12 protein-coding genes and 3 rRNA genes are annotated in these 19123 nt (G+C 54.8%); 3 read left to right on the forward strand and 12 right to left on the reverse strand.

The annotated features are described in order from the left end of the window. Positions 1-114 precede the first annotated feature (114 nt). The 6 genes from J2S70_RS00765 to argH all read right to left on the reverse strand — a co-directional run bounded on the left by J2S70_RS00765 (position 115) and on the right by argH (position 9442). Positions 115-750 carry a hypothetical protein gene (locus tag J2S70_RS00765; protein ID WP_307681846.1) on the reverse strand — a complete coding sequence of 212 codons (636 nt, stop codon included), beginning with the start codon at positions 748-750 and terminating at the stop codon, positions 115-117. 405 nt (positions 751-1155) lie between these two features. Then, a 5S ribosomal RNA gene (gene rrf, locus J2S70_RS00770) occupies positions 1156-1272 on the reverse strand. Positions 1273-1364: 92 nt separating this feature from the next. Continuing rightward, positions 1365-4437 (reverse strand): 23S ribosomal RNA (locus J2S70_RS00775). 238 nt (positions 4438-4675) lie between these two features. Beyond that, positions 4676-6200: ribosomal RNA gene (locus tag J2S70_RS00780) — 16S ribosomal RNA — on the reverse strand. The 16S, 23S and 5S rRNA genes sit together here, the layout of an rRNA operon. Before the next feature lie 484 nt (positions 6201-6684). After that, positions 6685-7944: a tyrosine--tRNA ligase gene (gene tyrS, locus J2S70_RS00785; protein WP_307681847.1), complete on the reverse strand. Its 1260-nt coding sequence runs from the start codon at positions 7942-7944 to the stop codon at positions 6685-6687. Positions 7945-8020: 76 nt separating this feature from the next. Then, positions 8021-9442 (reverse strand): argininosuccinate lyase, encoded by a 1422-nt coding sequence (argH, locus tag J2S70_RS00790; RefSeq protein ID WP_407702616.1) that lies wholly within the window; start codon positions 9440-9442, stop codon positions 8021-8023. A gap of 84 nt (positions 9443-9526) precedes the next feature. Here argH and galE point away from each other — a divergent pair, with 84 nt between their 5' ends. Genes galE through J2S70_RS00805 form a run of 3 tightly spaced genes read left to right on the forward strand, consistent with a single transcriptional unit; the run spans position 9527 to position 12899 of the window. Continuing rightward, positions 9527-10570: a UDP-glucose 4-epimerase GalE gene (gene galE / locus J2S70_RS00795; protein WP_307681848.1), complete on the forward strand. Its 1044-nt coding sequence runs from the start codon at positions 9527-9529 to the stop codon at positions 10568-10570. Positions 10571-10597: 27 nt separating this feature from the next. Continuing rightward, positions 10598-11596, forward strand: coding sequence for an ornithine carbamoyltransferase (gene argF, locus J2S70_RS00800; protein WP_307681849.1), 999 nt, complete (start codon positions 10598-10600; stop codon positions 11594-11596). Position 11597: 1 nt separating this feature from the next. Next, the gene (locus tag J2S70_RS00805; protein ID WP_307681850.1) at positions 11598-12899 is read left to right on the forward strand and encodes an MFS transporter; all 1302 of its coding nucleotides are present in this window, start codon (positions 11598-11600) and stop codon (positions 12897-12899) included. A 118-nt stretch (positions 12900-13017) separates the two neighbouring features. Here the strand turns inward: J2S70_RS00805 and J2S70_RS00810 are convergent, their stop codons facing one another. The 6 genes from J2S70_RS00810 to argC are packed head-to-tail and all read right to left on the reverse strand — an operon-like array spanning position 13018 to position 19103. Continuing rightward, positions 13018-14262: an argininosuccinate synthase gene (locus J2S70_RS00810; RefSeq protein WP_307681851.1), complete on the reverse strand. Its 1245-nt coding sequence runs from the start codon at positions 14260-14262 to the stop codon at positions 13018-13020. Positions 14263-14277: 15 nt separating this feature from the next. Next, positions 14278-14775 carry an arginine repressor gene (locus J2S70_RS00815; RefSeq protein WP_307681852.1) on the reverse strand — a complete coding sequence of 166 codons (498 nt, stop codon included), beginning with the start codon at positions 14773-14775 and terminating at the stop codon, positions 14278-14280. Further along, positions 14772-15914: an acetylornithine transaminase gene (locus tag J2S70_RS00820; protein ID WP_307681853.1), complete on the reverse strand. Its 1143-nt coding sequence runs from the start codon at positions 15912-15914 to the stop codon at positions 14772-14774. Before J2S70_RS00820 ends, J2S70_RS00815 begins: the two co-directional genes overlap by 4 nt. After that, positions 15911-16873 (reverse strand): acetylglutamate kinase, encoded by a 963-nt coding sequence (gene argB, locus J2S70_RS00825; RefSeq protein WP_307681854.1) that lies wholly within the window; start codon positions 16871-16873, stop codon positions 15911-15913. Before argB ends, J2S70_RS00820 begins: the two co-directional genes overlap by 4 nt. Next, entirely contained in the window at positions 16870-18057 is a 1188-nt protein-coding gene (argJ, locus tag J2S70_RS00830; protein ID WP_307681855.1) for a bifunctional glutamate N-acetyltransferase/amino-acid acetyltransferase ArgJ, read from the reverse strand. Before argJ ends, argB begins: the two co-directional genes overlap by 4 nt. Beyond that, a complete protein-coding gene (gene argC / locus J2S70_RS00835; protein WP_307681856.1) occupies positions 18057-19103 on the reverse strand; it encodes an N-acetyl-gamma-glutamyl-phosphate reductase in 1047 nt (348 codons plus the stop codon). Before argC ends, argJ begins: the two co-directional genes overlap by 1 nt. Positions 19104-19123: the final 20 nt, after the last annotated feature.

Genomic DNA, 19123 nt, shown 5'->3' on the forward strand with positions numbered 1-19123 from the left:
CGTTGTCTTTGTTAAGTGACCTCAGTTGCTTGCGTGCAGCCTTGTCCAGTGCGTCCGGCGTGATCGATTCGGGAATTTCCAGATGTGCATACGACGCCGTTTCACTCCGCTCTGTTACGAAACCTTCCGCTCTCTTGTGCCGCTGATCGTCCCTATGCTCATCGCGGTTCCAGTCTCCGGAGCGTCTGTCACGCCGATCGCTTCGATCCCACGATCCGCGACGATCATCACGACCTTGACCTCGGCTCCAGCTTCCGCCCCGATCATCACGACCTTGACCTCGGCTCCAGCTTCCGCCCCGATCCTCGCGACGGCCACCACGCCTATCGTCACGATCCCAAGATCCACGGCGGTCTCCCCGGGTACCGCCACGACTATCCCGGCGCTCCCAGCGCTTATCGTCACGATTCCAGTCTCCGGAGCGTCTGTCACGCCGATCGTTTCGATCCCACGATCCGCGACGATCATCACGTCCTTGACCTCGGCTCCAGCTTCCGCCCCGATCCTCGCGACGGCCACCACGCCTATCGTCACGATCCCAAGATCCACGACGGTCTCCCCGGCTACCGCCACGACTATCCCGGCGCTCCCCGCGCTTATCGTCACGATTCCAGGCACCACGATGATCACCCCGCCGATCGCTTCGATCCCACGATCCGCGACGATCATCACGACCTTGACCTCGGCTCCAACTTCCGCCCCGATCCTCGCGACGGCCACCACGCCTATCGTCACGATCCCACGATCCACGACGATCATCACGGCGATCACCGCGACCTGTGGGGCGAGAACTTTTTGATGCGGGCTTCCAACCAGAGGAGCTATCCTCGTTTTTACGCGAATTATCGAAACTTTCGTTATCTGACATAATTTCCTCTGTGTCGCCGCTATACATTTAGAAACCTTCTATTCATGGATAGCTTAGCCGATACGCTACCAACCTATGAAACAGGAAGGCTACGCCATCTTTCTGTCATACTATTTTCACAGCTTCCGAACTAACCAAATGGATTTTTATCAAAGCGGTACACAACCGGGGATTTCTGCGGGAAGCCCGAATTAAAATAGCTCAAACAGTTAACGAAGGTAAATAAAAAGCTAGTCTCCCTGCCATGACCGCAGTCGCTGGCGGGGAGACTAGCCTGTAAAAAATAATAGCGGCGGTGTCCTACTCTCCCACACCCTCTCGAGTGCAGTACCATCGGCGCTGGTGGGCTTAGCTTCCGGGTTCGGAATGGGACCGGGCGTGTCCCCACCGCTGTAGCCACCGCTAAAACTATATAAACTTTTCATTACCGGTCACGCTCTGGCATGTGTGTGGTGGTCCAGAATTGTATAGTGGATGCGTATTTTCTTGTATCTGTTTTTGTTAGTGGTTGGCCGATTAGTACCAGTCAGCTTAACCCATTACTAGGCTTACACGCCTGGCCTATCAACCCCATGGTCTATAGGGGGCCTACACAACAAAATGTTGACGGAAACGTTATCTTGGAGCAGGCTTCCCACTTAGATGCTTTCAGCGGTTATCCTTCCCGAACGTAGCTAACCAGCCATGCACCTGGCGGTACAACTGGCACACCAGTGGTTCGTCCGTCCCGGTCCTCTCGTACTAGGGACAGCCCTCCTCACGTTTCCAACGCGCGCAGCGGATAGGGACCGAACTGTCTCACGACGTTCTGAACCCAGCTCGCGTACCGCTTTAATGGGCGAACAGCCCAACCCTTGGGACCTACTCCAGCCCCAGGATGCGACGAGCCGACATCGAGGTGCCAAACCATGCCGTCGATATGAACTCTTGGGCAGGATCAGCCTGTTATCCCCGGGGTACCTTTTATCCGTTGAGCGACGGCGCTTCCACAAGCCACCGCCGGATCACTAGTTCCAACTTTCGTTCCTGCTCGACCTGTCAGTCTCACAGTCAAGCTCCCTTGTGCACTTACACTCAACACCTGATGACCAACCAGGCTGAGGGAACCTTTGAGCGCCTCCGTTACCATTTAGGAGGCAACCGCCCCAGTTAAACTACCCACCAGGCACTGTCCCTGAACCAGATCATGGTCCAAGGTTAGACATTCAGCACGACCAGAGTGGTATTTCACCAATGACTCCACCACAACTAGCGTCATGGCTTCACAGTCTCCCACCTATCCTACACAAGCCGTACCGAACACCAATACCAAGCTATAGTAAAGGTCCCGGGGTCTTTCCGTCCTGCTGCGCGTAACGAGCATCTTTACTCGTAATGCAATTTCACCGAGTTCGCGGTTGAGACAGCGGAGAAGTCGTTACGCCATTCGTGCAGGTCGGAACTTACCCGACAAGGAATTTCGCTACCTTAGGATGGTTATAGTTACCACCGCCGTTTACTGGGGCTTAAATTCTTAGCTTCACAAACACAGTTTGTTAACCAATCCTCTTAACCTTCCAGCACCGGGCAGGCGTCAGTCTGTATACCTCCACTTACGTGTTCGCACAGACCTATGTTTTTGATAAACAGTCGCTTCTCCCTGGTTTCTGCGGCCATCACCCCTAACACGCACAGTGTTTCAAGGATCAGGCCCCCCTTCTTCCGAAGTTACGGGGGCATTTTGCCGAGTTCCTTAACCACGATTCTCTCGAACTCCTTAGTATACTCTACCCAACTACCTGTGTCGGTTTCGGGTACGGGCGGCTAGAACCTCACGTCGAGGCTTTTCTTGGCAGCACAGGATCACCCTACTTCCCACAAAACTGTGGTCATCATCCAGCCTCACCCATCATGCTTCCCGGATTTACCTAGGAAACGAGCTGCGCTGTTAAACGTGGCAAGCCATTAGCCACGCGGAAGCTACCACTCTGCGTCACCCCTGTTAACACGCTTGCCTACAACAAGATCAGGTCCCACGCTCCCCACCACAACAACCCGAAGGCCACTGCAATGGTTTGGATGGTTAGTATCCCCTGCTTCAGCACGGACGGTTCTTCGCCGGTACCAGAATAACAACTGGTTACCCATCGACTACGCCTGTCGGCCTCGCCTTAGGACCCGACTAACCCAGGGCGGAACAACCTGGCCCTGGAACCCTTAGTCATACGGAGGACGGGATTCTCACCCGTCAATCGCTACTCATGCCTGAATTCTCACTCGCACACAATCCACAACCAATCACTTGACTGCTTCACCTCATGCACGACGCTCCCCTACCCAACAAAAACTGTTGCCACGGTTTCGGCGGTGTACTTAGCCCCGCTACATTATCGGCGCGAAATCACTTGACCAGTGAGCTATTACGCACTCTTTCAAGGATGGCTGCTTCTAAGCCAACCTCCTGGTTGTCACAGCAACTCCACATCCTTTCCCACTTAGCACACCCTTAGGGGCCTTAACCGATGATCTGGGCTGTTTCCCTCTCGACAACGAAGCTTATCCCTCGCAGTCTCACTGCCACGCACAACTTAAACCAGCATTCGGAGTTTGGCTGATCTCAGTACCCGAATAAGGGCCATCAACCATCCAGTCGCTCTACCACCAGCAAGCACACGCAACGCTGCACCTAAATGCATTTCGGGGAGAACCAGCTATCACGAAGTTTGATTGGCCTTTCACCCCTACCCACAAGTCATCCCCTCCATTTTCAACTGAAGTGGGTTCGGACCTCCACACGCTCTTACACGTGCTTCACCCTGCCCATGGGTAGATCACCTCGCTTCGGGTCTAGAACATGCAACTACAACGCCCATTTAAGACTCGCTTTCGCTACGACTACCCCACACGGGTTAACCTCGCCACACATCCTAACTCTCAGGCTCATTCTTCAAAAGGCACGCCATCACCCCCACCAAAGAGGCTCTGACGGATTGTAAGCGCCCGGTTTCAGGTACTATTTCACTCCCCTCCCGGGGTACTTTTCACCATTCCCTCACGGTACTATCCACTATCGGTCACACGGAGTATTTAGGCTTACACAGTGGTCTGTGCAGATTCACACGAGATTTCACGAGCCCCGTGCTACTCGGGAACACCACCAAAAGACAACAAGATTTCAGCTACCCGACTATCACGGTCTACGGTCTAGCTTCCCAACTAGTTCACCTATCCCACTGTTTTATCACTTTCTTCCACCCCGCCGGAGGCAGACAGCAGCTCCCACAACCCCGAATGCGCAACGTCCGACGACTATCACACACACCCGGTTTAACCTCATCCGCTTTCGCTCGCCACTACTCACAGAATATCTCTTCCTGGAGGTACTAAGATGTTTCACTTCCCCCCGTTACCCCCACCACCCTATACATTCAGATGATGGTAACCAAAAACAACTTTGGCCAGGTTCCCCCATTCGGAAACCCTCGGATCACAGCTCGTATGCCAACTCCCCGAGGAATATCGCAGGCTACAACGTCCTTCATCGGCTCCGCGTACCAAGGCATCCACCGAACGCCCTAAAACACTTACAAAAACCAAAAGATGCTCGCATCCACTATACAATTCTCAACCACCACACCACCCACACACAACAACACAAACCATGTCATTGCACATGAGAAGCACCAGGTGTTACCCCACACCCCAACAGCATGCCAGCCAATCACATTGCATCCACTAAAAACCACACTCACCACCAGACAACACGCCTGATGACACCCCACACACAACACACAAACGCATCATGCGCAAGAAACAGTGGCTCCCTAGAAAGGAGGTGATCCAGCCGCACCTTCCGGTACGGCTACCTTGTTACGACTTCGTCCCAATCGCCAATCCCACCTTCGACCGCTCCCCCCAAAAGGTTAGGCCACGGGCTTCGGGTGTTACCAACTTTCGTGACGTGACGGGCGGTGTGTACAAGGCCCGAGAACGTATTCACCGCAGCGTTGCTGATCTGCGATTACTAGCGACTCCGACTTCATGAGGTCGAGTTGCAGACCCCAATCCGAACTGAGACAGACTTTAAGTGATTAGCTCACCCTCACAGGCTCGCAACACTCTGTACCTGCCATTGTAGCATGCGTGAAGCCCAAGACATAAGGGGCATGATGATTTGACGTCATCCCCACCTTCCTCCGAGTTAACCCCGGCAGTCTCTTGTGAGTCCCCAACCAAATGCTGGCAACACAAGACAAGGGTTGCGCTCGTTGCGGGACTTAACCCAACATCTCACGACACGAGCTGACGACAACCATGCACCACCTGTACACCACCCCGAAGGCTGCGCCATCTCTGACACATCGCAGTGTATGTCAAGCCTTGGTAAGGTTCTTCGCGTTGCATCGAATTAATCCGCATGCTCCGCCGCTTGTGCGGGCCCCCGTCAATTCCTTTGAGTTTTAGCCTTGCGGCCGTACTCCCCAGGCGGGGCACTTAATGCGTTAGCTACGGCGCAGAACCCATGGAAAGGCCCCACACCTAGTGCCCAACGTTTACAGCATGGACTACCAGGGTATCTAATCCTGTTCGCTACCCACGCTTTCGCTCCTCAGCGTCAGTGGTGGCCCAGTAACCTGCCTTCGCCATCGGTGTTCCCCCTGATATCTGCGCATTCCACCGCTACACCAGGAATTCCAATTACCCCTACCACACTCAAGTCTGCCCGTACCCACTGCAATCCCAAAGTTAAGCCCCAGGTTTTCACAGCAGGCGCAACAAACCGCCTACGAGCCCTTTACGCCCAATAATTCCGGACAACGCTCGCACCCTACGTATTACCGCGGCTGCTGGCACGTAGTTAGCCGGTGCTTCTTCTGCACATACCGTCACAAAAATGCTTCTTCTGTACTGAAAGGAGTTTACAACCCGAAAGCCTTCATCCCCCACGCGGCGTCGCTGCATCAGACTTCCGTCCATTGTGCAATATTCCCCACTGCTGCCTCCCGTAGGAGTCTGGGCCGTATCTCAGTCCCAATGTGGCCGGTCACCCTCTCAGGCCGGCTACCCGTCAAAGCCTTGGTAGGCCATCACCCCACCAACAAGCTGATAGGCCGTGAGCCCATCCCCCACCAGAAAAACCCTTTCCAACCCCCACCATGCGGCAAGAGCAGAATATTCAGTATTAGACCCAGTTTCCCAAGCTTATCCCAAAGAAGAGGGCAGGTTACTCACGTATTACTCACCCGTTCGCCACTAATCCACCCAAACAAAAGTAAGAGCTTCATCGTTCGACTTGCATGTGTTAAGCACGCCGCCAGCGTTCGTCCTGAGCCAGGATCAAACTCTCCACAAAAAAACCAGAAACCCAAAAAAGGGCAACCAATTCCATACAGAAAGCCCGAAAACAGACTCACAAAAAATACCAAAACAAACTGGCAAAAAACATCACAACCAACACCCCACCAAAAAAAGCAAGACACCAGCCATGACACAACACTGGCCAACCAGAAAAACCCAGCCAACCAGAAAAAAATACAACATAAAAAGCTGACACACTATTGAGACATCAAACAACACACCCACATTCGAAAAAACTCGAATTTTCCGAGCAGTTCCGAAGGGAGGGACTTTCTATTATAAAGTCCTTGCCGCCAATTGTCAAAGACCGCGGATCGATCCTTTTTAGAGCGCACCGCACCCCAAATTAAATCTCTAGGGTTTCGTTAGCACTCCTTGGCAACGGATATTTACTTTACGCACTTCAGCCACGCGCGTCAACTTACGCGACGGTGTTGCTGGTCACAGCAACCTTTCGATGCGATATCAACGATCGCAAACTAGCGCACATGCACCACGGACATGTTTTTCCGGCCTTTACGAACCAAGACGACTTCGCCAGCCAGAACGTCCTCACGTAGCAACTGCCTATCCTCGTCCTCGACCTTCACATTGTTGATATAAATTCCGCCCGAGGAAATCGTACGCCGTGCGGCCCCGCGCCCCTTCTCTAAGCCAAGCTTCACCAAAACGTCTTGCACGTCGTCGCCGAGCGAGGCTTGTGCACTCGGAAGTTCCGCGATTGCATCCCCAAGAGTCAGCTCGTCAAGCCCAAAGGGCTCAGCCCCACCAAACAGAACCGCAGAGGCCTGTTTCACACGCTCGGTTGCTTCTGCCCCATGAACCCACGTCGTTACTTCTTCAGCGAGCCTACGCTGTGCCTCGCGCAGATGTGGCCTTTCCTTCACCTGCTCCTCGAGCAACATAATTTCTTCTTGGGGTAGGAAAGTAAAAACCTTCAGCATGCGAACGACGTCCTCGTCGGCGGTGTTCAACCAGAACTGATAAAACTTGTATGGGCTGAGCATATCGGGGTTGAGCCAGATTGCCCCGCCCTCCGTCTTACCGAACTTAGATCCGTCCGACTTCGTAATCAAAGGATTAGTCAGGACGTGGACGGATTCACCCTCAACCTTGTGAATAAGGTCCATGCCACCAACGAGATTTCCCCACTGATCATTGCCACCCACCTCAAGGATGCACTCATACCGACGGAACAACTCGAGGTAATCGTTGGCTTGCAAAATCTGATAGGAAAATTCCGTGTAGGAAATTCCCTCCTCGGATTCGAGGCGCCGCTTCACGATGTCCTTATTCAACATCGTGCCCATCCTGAAGTGTTTACCAAGGTCACGCAGCAGATCAATCGCGGAAAGTTCGGAGGTCCAGTCTAAATTATTGACGGTACGCGCGGCGTTCGGCCCCTCGAAATCAAGCAGTGACTCCAGCTGGTTCTTCAACGAGACCGACCACTGCGCCACCGTTTCCTTCGTGTTCAAGGTCCGCTCCCCCTTGTCGCGAGGATCACCGATCAAGCCGGTTGCACCCCCAACAAGCACAAGCGGATTATGGCCAGCAAGCTGGAGATGGCGCATGACCTTCACCGCAACCAAATGTCCGTGATGGAGAGAGGGAGCAGTCGGATCAAAACCGCAATAGAACGTGATCGGCCCCTCGGCAAGAGCTGCGCGCAGCTTATCGATATCCGAGTGCTGGGCGACCAGGCCGCGCCATTCAAGTTCTTTGAGGACGTCACTCACGTCTCATCCCTTCTACTACCTCGTGCTCGCCTCGAGCACGCTCACATTCTGCCCTATCCCGCGAACAAATCAGAATTTATTTCGCCTCAACACGTGAGCCAGTGAAATCTCGCAGCTCAGTTACCGCTGCACTCGCAGCCACCGACTGCTCACGGACTCGATCCGGAGCGGTTCCCCCTCGTCCCGAACGCGCCGCGACAGATCCCTCAACAGTCAGCACATTGCGTACTTCTGGTAGTAACCGTTCGTCAATTTCCTGCAGCTCTACGTCTGTGAGGTCCCACAGCTCCTTGCCCTGTTTCTCGCACTCGGCAACGCACGCCCCTGAAATCTCGTGGGCTTCACGGAATGGCACACCTTGGCGCACGAGCCATTCGGCAATATCAGTTGCAAGTGAGAATCCCTGCGGAGCTAGCTCAGCCATCCGTTCGTAATTCATTACCATCGTGTCAATCATGCCGGAAACCGCCGGAAGCAACACGTCTAACGTGTCAATTTGATCAAATACCGGCTCCTTGTCTTCCTGTAAGTCCCGGTCATATGCCAACGGCAAGCCCTTAAGCATCGTGAGCAGGCCCGTAAGATTCCCGATCAACCGGCCGGCCTTACCACGAGCGAGCTCAGCAACATCAGGGTTTTTCTTCTGCGGCATGATGGACGAGCCAGTAGAAAACGCATCGTCAAGAGTGACGAAAGAAAACTCCTTCGTGTTCCACATAATAATTTCCTCGGAAATCCTAGAAAGGTCAACCCCGATTTGGGCCATGATCCACGCAAATTCAGCAACTAGGTCACGCGAGGAGGTTCCATCAATTGAGTTCCACACCGACGTCGTAAAGCCTAGGTCTTCCGCTACCAGCTGCGGATCCATGCCCAACGTATTGCCTGCCAGCGCGCCGGATCCATAAGGACTTTCAGCGAGCCGCCTGTCTAGGTCAACCAAGCGTTCGACGTCGCGAATCATCGGCCACGCGTGCGCGAGGAAATGATGCGCCACAAGAACCGGCTGAGCGTGTTGCAGGTGCGTACGCCCGGGCATGATTGCATTTCCGGCTCGATCAGCTTGAGAAAGGAGGGCGTCGACGACGTCGAGCAGCTTACCGCCGATGATCCGTGACTGATCACGCAAGTACATACGAATGAGGGTGGCAATCTGGTCGTTGCGTGAGCGCCCGGCTCGGAGTTTTCCACCTAGAGTTACGCCCGCGTGCTCAAGTATTCCGCGCTCTAAAGCGGTGTGTACATCTTCGTCGTCTGGGCTTGGGGCAAACGTGCCGCTCACGACGTCGTCGTCCAGCTTCTCGAGAGCTGCGAGCATATCCGTCAGCTCGTCGTCACTCAGCAAGCCCGCAGCTTTCAAAGCGCGCGCGTGCGCACGTGAGCCGGCGATGTCATAGCGCGCCAAACGCCAATCGAAATGGGTAGAACGAGAAAGTTCCGTCAGGGCGTCGGCAGGCTGGCCACTAAAGCGCCCACCCCACAGTGCAACATGGTCCATAACCTCGATTGTGCCAAACTATTGGCCCGCACGGAAAATGCGTCCGCGCATGTAGACTTTGCACAAGAACGCAAAGGAGAATTTATGAAGGTAATTGTTGCCGGCGGCGCCGGGTACATCGGATCCCATACCGTCGTAGAACTCGTGGCAGCCGGGCACGAACCGATAATCGTTGATAATTTTTCTAATGCGAAAGAAAAGGTAATCGACCGGCTCGAGGAAATTACCGAAACTCAACTCACGTGGTACAAGGCGGATCTAACAGACCAGGACACCACACGAGCTATTTTCGAGAAGGAGGAGCCGTCAGCGGTCATTCATTTCGCCGGGTACAAGGCCGTGGGCGAATCCGTTGAAAAGCCGATCGATTACTACGAAAACAATCTGAACACGACCTTCTCAATTGCGAAAGCCATGGTCGCAACCGGCTGTCAAACCATCGTTTTCTCATCGTCTGCAACGGTTTATGGCGACGCCGACCTGCCGCTAACAGAAAACGAACCGTATCTCGATTCTCTATCCCCCTACGGATATACGAAGGTGGCAGGCGAACGCATTCTCACCGACATCGCACACGCGCACGGGCTCAAAGTTGGCCTTCTTCGATACTTCAACCCAGTTGGTGCTCACGAATCGGGCCGCATCGGCGAAAACCCATTGGGCAGGCCGAATAATCTCATGCCTGCGGTTGCCAAGGTCGCGGCTGGCAGGCAGGAAAAGTTGCTGATTTTCGGTGACGATTACCCCACTCCAGACGGATCTGCAGTTCGTGACTATCTACACGTGACTGATCTAGCGAAAGCACACGTAACTGCGCTTGAAAAGCTGGCGGATAAAAACTGGAATGTCAAGATCTGGAATTTGGGAACCGGCACGGGAACCTCCGTTTTCGAGCTCGTTAGCGCTTTTGAGAAAGCTTGCGGATTCGAGCTGCCAAAGGAAGTGGCACCCCGGCGGGCCGGAGATCGCGCAGAGGTGTATGCCGAACCGACTCTTGCGCGTGAAGAGCTTGGCTGGAGCACCAAACTCACAATCGAAGATATGTGCGCCGACACCTGGCGCTGGCAATCGGCAAATCCCGACGGTTACCCAGATGGCAATGCTGATTCAACGCCTGCCACGATTTAACTAACGACCGCTTGGAGAAATCTTCTTATGCGTAAACTGTACGGACGCTCTTTGCTAAAAGAGGCTGACTTTACCCCCGGTGAGTGGGAATTCCTCATTGAACTGGCTGCGCGTTTAAAGCGTGAACGTCAAGCTGGCAACGAAGTGAAGTACCTCGACGGCAAAACTATTGCTCTGATCTTCGAAAAGACATCTACCCGCACCCGAACGGCTTTCGAGGTTGCCGCGTATCATCAGGGAGCCAATGTGACGATGCTTGACGGAACGACGTCGCAAATCGGCCACAAGGAGTCCTATGCCGACACTGCGGCCGTACTCGGGCGCTTCTACGATGCGATCCAGTTCCGCGGCACTTCACAGGCGGGCGTGGAAACGCTGGCCAGGTGGGCAGGAGTTCCGGTGTATAACGGGCTCACGGATGACTGGCATCCTACCCAAATGCTTGCGGACGCCCTGACAATTAAGGAGCATGTGAACAAGCCGTTTGCCGACGTCGTACACGTTTACGTGGGTGATGCTCGGTTCAATACGGGCCGTTCCCTCCTGGTTTCATCGGCAATGCTCGGCATGGATGTACGGATCGTCGCACCACAGGCTTATCAGCCTGACAATCAAGCGCGGGCGATTGCAGAAAAGTTCGCACAAGAAACTGGTGCGCGCATCACGATCACCGACGAGCTTTCTGCGGTAGCGGGGGCCGATGTGATCTCAACGGATGTCTGGGTATCTATGGGTGAATCAAAAGACGTGTGGAACGAACGGGTTGATGCTCTGCGACCCTATCAAGTCAATGCCGAACTCATGGCTGCCACGGGAAATACCGAGGCGATCTTTATGCACTGCCTGCCAGCCTTCCACGATCTGAACACATCGGTGGGCCGAGAAGTTTATGACGCAACTGGCATGGACGCCCTTGAAGTGACTGACGAAGTTTTCAGCTCCGCCCAATCGGTTGTGTTTGACCAAGCCGAGAACCGCATGCACACAATCAAGGCAGTAATGGTTGCAACGTTGAGCGAAGATTAATTTGATAACTAAACTTCTTGACCGCAATCCGGTCACGCGGTTAATTCTGCCCATTTACTTACCTTCGCTAATTTTCGCATCCGGTGCAGGGGCCGTAGTGCCCGTACTCGCGATCGCGGCTCTCAGCATCGGATTCGATGAGGCAGGATCATCCGCAGCAGTTGGCACCTTCGGATTTATTGCCATCCTTGTATCCCCGATACTCGGCTGGATCATCTCCAAAATTGGTGATCGCGCCGCCCTAATTACTGGCTCATTCATCGCTGGTGGATCGATGGCCGGTTTTTTGTGGACGCTAAAATTCCCGGGCACATCTGCGGCTCAAGTTGTCTTCGTGCTATCGATCATCGCCCTGTCCGTCGGCGCGAATACGTGGTCTCTTGCCCGGCAGGCCTACGTGGCTGAGGCGGTGCCAGCTACGTGGCGAGCACGTGGGTTAGCCACACTCGGCGGAATGCTCCGGATTGGCCAGCTGGTGGGGCCGCTCTTCGCCACTGCGCTTCTTGCGGTGTGGGCGCTGTGTTCGGTGTTCATTTTTAACCTGGTACTGATCGCGCTAGCGCTGGGCCTCATCGTTGCTTACGTTTTACCAGACCCACAAAACACGGGGCAAAAGCAGGATGCATACGCTTTTACACCACAGAAGCTCCGCCAAGATCAGCGCGGAAAAAGTTCTCCAGCACAAGTGTCTGGACGCTCTAGCGAGGTTGAACAGCGTTCGAAACTATCAACATTTATTTTGGGGATCGGACTGAACTGCTTGAATGTGCTGCGCGCGAACCGGAACGTGATCGTGCCGCTGTGGGGCACATTTCAGGGCTACGATCTAACATTCGTCACCGCTACTTTCGCGGTGACGGCGCTTTTTGACACGGTAATGTTCGTTGTTTCTGGATCGGTGATGGATCGGCGTGGTCGCCACTGGGCGCTCCTGCCATCTCTCATTTTTATGCCGCTTGGAATAGCGATCATGATTGTTTTTACTACTTCGGCAGGCTTCGTGATCGGGGCTGCCATACTTGGTTTCGGTAATGGTTTTGGCGCAGGAATTGTGATGACTGCCGGAGCTGACCTTTCACCCTCGAAAAATCGCGCACGGTTCTTAGGACTTTGGCAGTCGATTGTTGCCATTGGAACGGCAGCCGGCCCGTTCGTAATTTCTGGCATGACCACGCTCATCGATCTGCGAGCGGGCCTGTGGGCCACGGTAGCAATCGGAATCTTTGGCCTCGCTTGGTCCGCTGTATTAATGCCGGTCGCTTACCGGAGGCTCGGAAGGGATCTGCGCGGCAATCTTTTATAGGCTTTTGCAGGCGGGCAGCCATTTGTTGGGAGTTTCGAGCTCAGCGCCACCAAAACGGCCGAGTTCCCGATTTTTCCCAACAAATGGCCCTCACACAGTCATGCAAGTAGCCAAGCGCCTAGTCACCCTGTGAAAGATTCAGCTTTGGCATAGCCTCTCCCTTGCCGAACTTCATGTCACGCGCGGCGGCAAGCTTCGAGGTCAGGCCCGTTAGCTCAATAAAGCCGCGAGCATGCGACTGGTCGAAGGTGTCGCCTGCATCGTAGGTGGCAAGGTTGAAATCGTAGAGCGAGGTATCGGAACGCCGACCGGTCACCTCTGCACGGCCACCATGTAAGGTCATCCGGATTTCTCCCGACACGTATTCCTGGGTGTCGAGGATGAAAGCATCAAGTGAACGCTTGAGCGGCGAGAACCACTGCCCTTCATAAACCAGCTCGGACCACCGAAGCGATACGCGTTGCTTGAAGCGCGCCTGCTCACGATCCATGGTGACGCGCTCGAGTTCCTTGTGCGCGGCCATCAAAGCCATCGCCCCCGGAGCCTCATAAATTTCGCGCGATTTGATGCCCACCATACGGTCTTCAACGATGTCGATCCGGCCAATTCCTTGCGCACCAGCGCGGCGATTCATTTCTTCGATGGCCTGGAGCGGGGTGACATCCTTGCCGTCGATTTTTACAGGAATACCCTTGTCGAACACGATGTGGACCTCATCCGGTAGCGGAGGATAGGCGGGGTCATCAGTGTATGAATAGACGTCCTTCGTCGGAGCATTCCACAGATCTTCCAAATAACCGGTTTCGATGGCGCGGCCCCACACGTTTTGGTCGATCGAAAATGGATTGGATTTGGTGGTTTCAATCGGCAAATCGTGCTTTTCCGCGTACGAGATCGCAAATTCTCGCGTCAGTGCCAGATCACGAACGGGTGATAGACACTTCAAATCCGGGCCCAGTGCGGTAATACCGTTTTCAAAACGCACCTGATCGTTGCCCTTACCGGTACACCCGTGTGCCACTACCGATCCGCCAAATTGGCGGGCTGCCGTCACAAGATGCTTAACGATCACGGGGCGTGATAACGCGGAAACCAGCGGGTATGCATCCATGTACAGGCCGTTGGCTTGCAGATCGAGCATGCAGTATTCCTCGGCGAATTCATCACGTGCATCGGCAACGTATGATTCAACCGCACCGCAGTCCAGTGCGCGCTGCCGGATGACTTCCAAATCTTCGCCGCCCTGGCCAACATCGACGGCAACAGTGACAACTTCCGCACCGGTTTGCTCCCCAATCCAGCCGATTGCCACGGAGGTATCTAGGCCTCCCGAATATGCGAGTACTACGCGATCTTTTGCCATGATTCTTCCTTTATTTTAGTTGTTTGAGGGTTGGGCTTGAGCGATGTTGATCAGGTCGTTCAACAAATCTTTGGCCCGCTCATTGTTCTCGGTAATAACTAGTACGGTGTCATCTCCCGCAATGCATCCGAGCACTCCGCGAAGTAGCGCCCGGTCGAGTGCGGATGCTAATAATTGCGCAGCTCCTGGCGGTGTTCGTAACACAAGCTGGTTTTGTGCGGCTTGAGCTGAGACCATAACCTCGCGCGCCCACCTATTCAAATTCGCGTCCGCTCCAGTTTCGCGTTCTCCGCCGATCCCTGGAGCAGGAATCCAATAGGCGCGTTTGCCATCGGCGCTCGGTACTTTTCGTGCCTGTAATTCGTCAAGATCCCTCGACAGAGTCGCTTGCGTGACGGCAATGCCTTCGTCCGCAAGGATTTGCCTAAGCTCATCTTGAGACGTTACTACGCGCGATTCAACGATTGTTGCGATGCGCGAAAGGCGCGCGGCACGGGTTGATATCGTACTCATGTTAACTGCCCCATCACATCAATAAAGGGTTGTAACTCTTCGCGCGTGATGATCAGTGGCGGTGTCAATCTTAACGTTTGTGGATTGGGTGCGTTGACGATGAAGCCGCGGCGCAGTAACTCGCTCTGAAGATTGCCAGCATCTTTGACGGCGACGCCGATGAGCAAGCCGGATCCCCTAGTTTCGTAACCGATGAGTTCGAGTTCGCTGCGCAACCACTGACCGGTTGCGCTCACGTGTTCGAGAAGTTCACTAACTTCTTCAATTACGGCGCCCGCGGCGGCGGTTGCGAGTGGGTTGCCGCCAAAGGTTGTTCCGTGGGTTCCTGGGCTCATGACGCGCCCGCCTTTTTCAATGCCGATCACTGCGCCGATCGGCACTCCACCGCCTAGCCCTTTTGCCAGGCAGATCAGATCCGCTTTAACGACGTCGGAGTGCGCGAACCAGCGGCCGGTTCGGCCCATTCCTGTTTGCACCTCGTCGATAACGAGCAATGCGTTGTACCGATCAGCCAAGCCGCGTGCGCGTCGCAGGAAGTCTTCGGAAACGGGCCGTACGCCGGCTTCGCCTTGGATTGGTTCTACGAAGATTGCGGCGACGTCGGCCTCGGTTGCCGCATCGAGAGCCTCGATGGTGGGCTCGATGAAAAGTACGTTCGATGGCAGGGGTTCAAATGGTTCGCGGATCGCCGGCTTATGGGTTATTGAGAGCGCGCCGAGGGTGCGCCCATGAAAGCCTTCTTTGAGCGCAATAATTTTTCCGCCCGGTTTGTGCATCCTGGCAATTTTCAGAGCCGCCTCGTTTGCTTCAGTTCCGGAGTTGCAGAAAAATACGCGCGCTGAAGCGCCAACATACCCTTCGGTTGATAGGGCGTCTTGTAGCTTTCCGGCAAGTTTGAGTTGTGGCACTGTGGCAAAAAAGTTCGACGTGTGAGTTACCTTCTTTGCCTGCTCCGTCAGTGTTTTCACTATCGCGGGGTGCCCGTATCCTAGTGAATTGACGGCGATCCCAGCCAGTAGGTCTAGGTATTTCTTGCCGTCGGTATCCCACAGGTATACGCCTTCACCACGTTCGATAACGAGTTGGGGTTCGCCAAAGGCATTCATCATTGTTTGGCGGTAGAGGTCTGAATAGTTCATTTCGTTTCCCCTTTTTCTGTTCCCGAGACCTTATCGCTATCCGAGCGGTGTGGTTGCCGATCGGCTGTGCGGGTCACCTGTGTGCCGATTCCAGCATTGGTGAAGATTTCGAGCAGCATGGAGTGGGCCATTCGCCCGTCGATGACGTGTGCTTTGGGTACCCCGTTGTTAACCGCGTAGAGTGCGGCTTCCATTTTCGGTTTCATACCGGCATCGAGTGTCGTCAATATAGCGCCAAGATCTTCGGGATGGATTTCTGAGACGAGCGAAGATTTATCTGGCCAGTCCAGATAGAGGCCTTCAACGTCGGTGAGCATGATGAGCTTGTGCGCACCTGCGGCGACAGCGATCGCCCCGGCTGCGGTGTCCGCGTTCACGTTGAGCACTTCTTCTGGAGCATCGCAGTCAACCGCGACGGTTGAGACCACTGGGATCATTCCGGCGGAAAGCATTTGGTTCAACGAATCGGTGTTGACGTTCAGGATGTCACCAACATGGCCGATGTCAACCTTTTTGCCTTCGATTGTTGCTTTGCGCCGCCGTGCGGTGAGCAGGCCGGCGTCTTCCCCTGAGATTCCCATGGCGTAGGGGCCATCGAGATTGAGTAGCGCAACGAGCTCGCGTTGAACCTGACCGGTAAGAACCATACGTACGACGTTCATGGTTTCTTTGTCTGTTACTCGCAGGCCGCCACGGAATTCTGAGTTGATTCCCACTCGATTTAACATCGTGTTGATCTGTGGGCCGCCACCGTGGACGACGATCGGGTGCAAACCAACGGAGCGCATAAAGATGATATCTTTCGCGAAAGCACGCTTTAATTCATCGTTGATCATCGCATTGCCTCCGTACTTGATGACCACGCGCTTACCTGTGAATTCTCGGATCCACGGCAACGCCTCGATTAGAGTTTCTGCTTTGGTCTGCGCTCCTTGGAGCCGCTGAAGAATAGTTTTCATGATGAATAGGCCGAATTCTCGTGGACGTAGTCATGGGTGAGGTCATTGGTCCATAGTTCAACGATCTCCGTACCCGCGTGCAGGTCAATTTCGATGGTTACATCACGATTTGCGGCGAGGTCGACGCGGGAACGATCTTCGCCAACTCCGCCCGCTCGGCACACGTGAATGCCGTTGAACCATACGTCGATCTTGTCTGGGTCAAACGGAGCAACCTCAGCGGGAACGGTGCCTGCCTGAGCGATGACGCGCCCCCAATTCGGGTCGTTGCCAAAGATGGCTGCCTTCAAAAGATTCGACCGTGATACGGCGCGCGCAACAGCGAGTCCCGCATTTTCTGAGCTGGCACCTAGCACCCGGATGAGCACATCGTGAGATGCCCCTTCGGCGTCGCCAATAAGTTGGCGAGCAAGTGACTGCATGACAGCCGTGAGGTCTCGTGGGAAATCTTTTGGCGTCACGCCTGAGGCGCCAGATGCCATCAAAATGACCGTGTCGTTTGTCGACATGGCCCCGTCGGAATCGATTCGGTTGAAGGAATATGTGGTTGCAAGCTCGAGTGCGTGCCGGGCCTCTGCCTCGGTTAAAACCGCGTCCGTGGTGACGACGCAAAGCATGGTCGCCATGCCGGGCGCCAGCATTCCGGCGCCTTTAGCCATCGACCCGATGGTGTATTCGCCGGCGATTCCCGCTTGTTTTGCTCGAGTATCGGTGGTCATGATGGCATGAGCCGCATCTGCTCCCCCGTCGTCGCTCAATTTCGTGATCGCAAGTTCGGCGCCGGGAATTAGCCGCTCCATCGGAAGCCTCTCACCGATCATGCCGGTGGAACACACCGCCACGGATTCGAGTTCGGTGCCCAATTTCGCCGCCACCACCTGCGCAGTCTTAACGGTGTCTTGGTAGCCTTTCTCACCGGTGGAAGCATTGGCTCCCCCAGAATTGAGGATCACAGCTTTACGCGCGGTTCCGGCAGTTTCTTTCATCCATCGGATGGGCGCAGCAAACACGCGGTTTTGGGTGAGGACTTCAGCGGAGACGACGTCGGGCCCGTCGTTGATGACGACGGCGAGGTCCTTCCTGTCGGGCTTTATGCCGGCCGCGATGCCGGAGGCTCGAAAACCGCGTGGGGCGGTTACTCCAAGGCCGAGGTCGACGGGGATCGTAGTGCGCGAAAATAGCATTAGGGTGCCACTCCTACCTGCGACAAACCAAGCGTTTCCTCGAGTCCGAGTGCAAGGTTGATTGATTGGGTCGCTGCGCCTGCAGTGCCTTTGACTAGGTTATCTAAAGCACAAATTGCAGTGATTCGGCGCTTATCTCGATCGAGTTCGGCGTGTACCAGAGCAAGATTTGATCCTACGGTTATTCCCGTGGTTGGCCACGATTCAGACCACGCCACGAATGGCTCATTTTCCAGCGCTTTTTGGTAGGCATCGAGGACATCATCGGCTGATGTACCTTCGTTTACCGGGATCGAAACGGTAGCCAAAATTCCACGGGACATCGGCACAAGTGTAGGCGTAAATGACAGTGAGACATTGCTGGCGCCTGCCGCTCTCAGGTTTTGCCCGATTTCGGGTATGTGCCGATGGGTGCCACCCACCGCGTAGGGAGCGGATGACTCGATCGCTTCTGATGCCAACAGATGCGTTTTGGGGCTCTTTCCCGCCCCCGAATAGCCTACAGCGAGTATCGCGACGATGTCTTCGCCTGTTGCAAGGCCGGCTGCGACGGCGGGCTGGGCTGCGAAGGTCACAGCTGAGGCGTTGCATCCCGGCGCTGCGATCCGCTTGGTTTCGGCCAAACGTTCGCGTTGCGAGGGGCCGTGTTGACGGATGAGTTCAGGCATTCCATAAGTCCAAGGTTCGCAGGCCTGCGAACCGTAGAATTCCTCCCAGGCTCGGGCGTCTTCAAGCCGGTGGTCAGCACCAAGATCCACAATGAGTGCCTGAGGGTTAAGCTTTTCGATTTCGGCAGTCATCGCGGCCGAGGCACCGTGCGGCAACCCTAGGATGACGACATCGTGATCAGCGAGAACTTCTGCGCACAGCGGTTGCAACTGAACATCAGCTAGCGGCCGCAAATGTGGTTGGTGATCGCCGAAAGCCCCGCGCGAAGAATGCGCAGCCAGCGTCTTAATTTTCGCTTCTGGATGGGCTAGAAGAACTCGAATCGCTTCTCCACCTGCATAACCAGTGGCACCTGCGATTCCTACAGTAATGGACATGCGCATAACTATACATGGTT

The sequence above is a fragment of the Trueperella bonasi genome (genome assembly GCF_030811535.1).
Classification (GTDB): domain Bacteria; phylum Actinomycetota; class Actinomycetes; order Actinomycetales; family Actinomycetaceae; genus Trueperella; species Trueperella bonasi.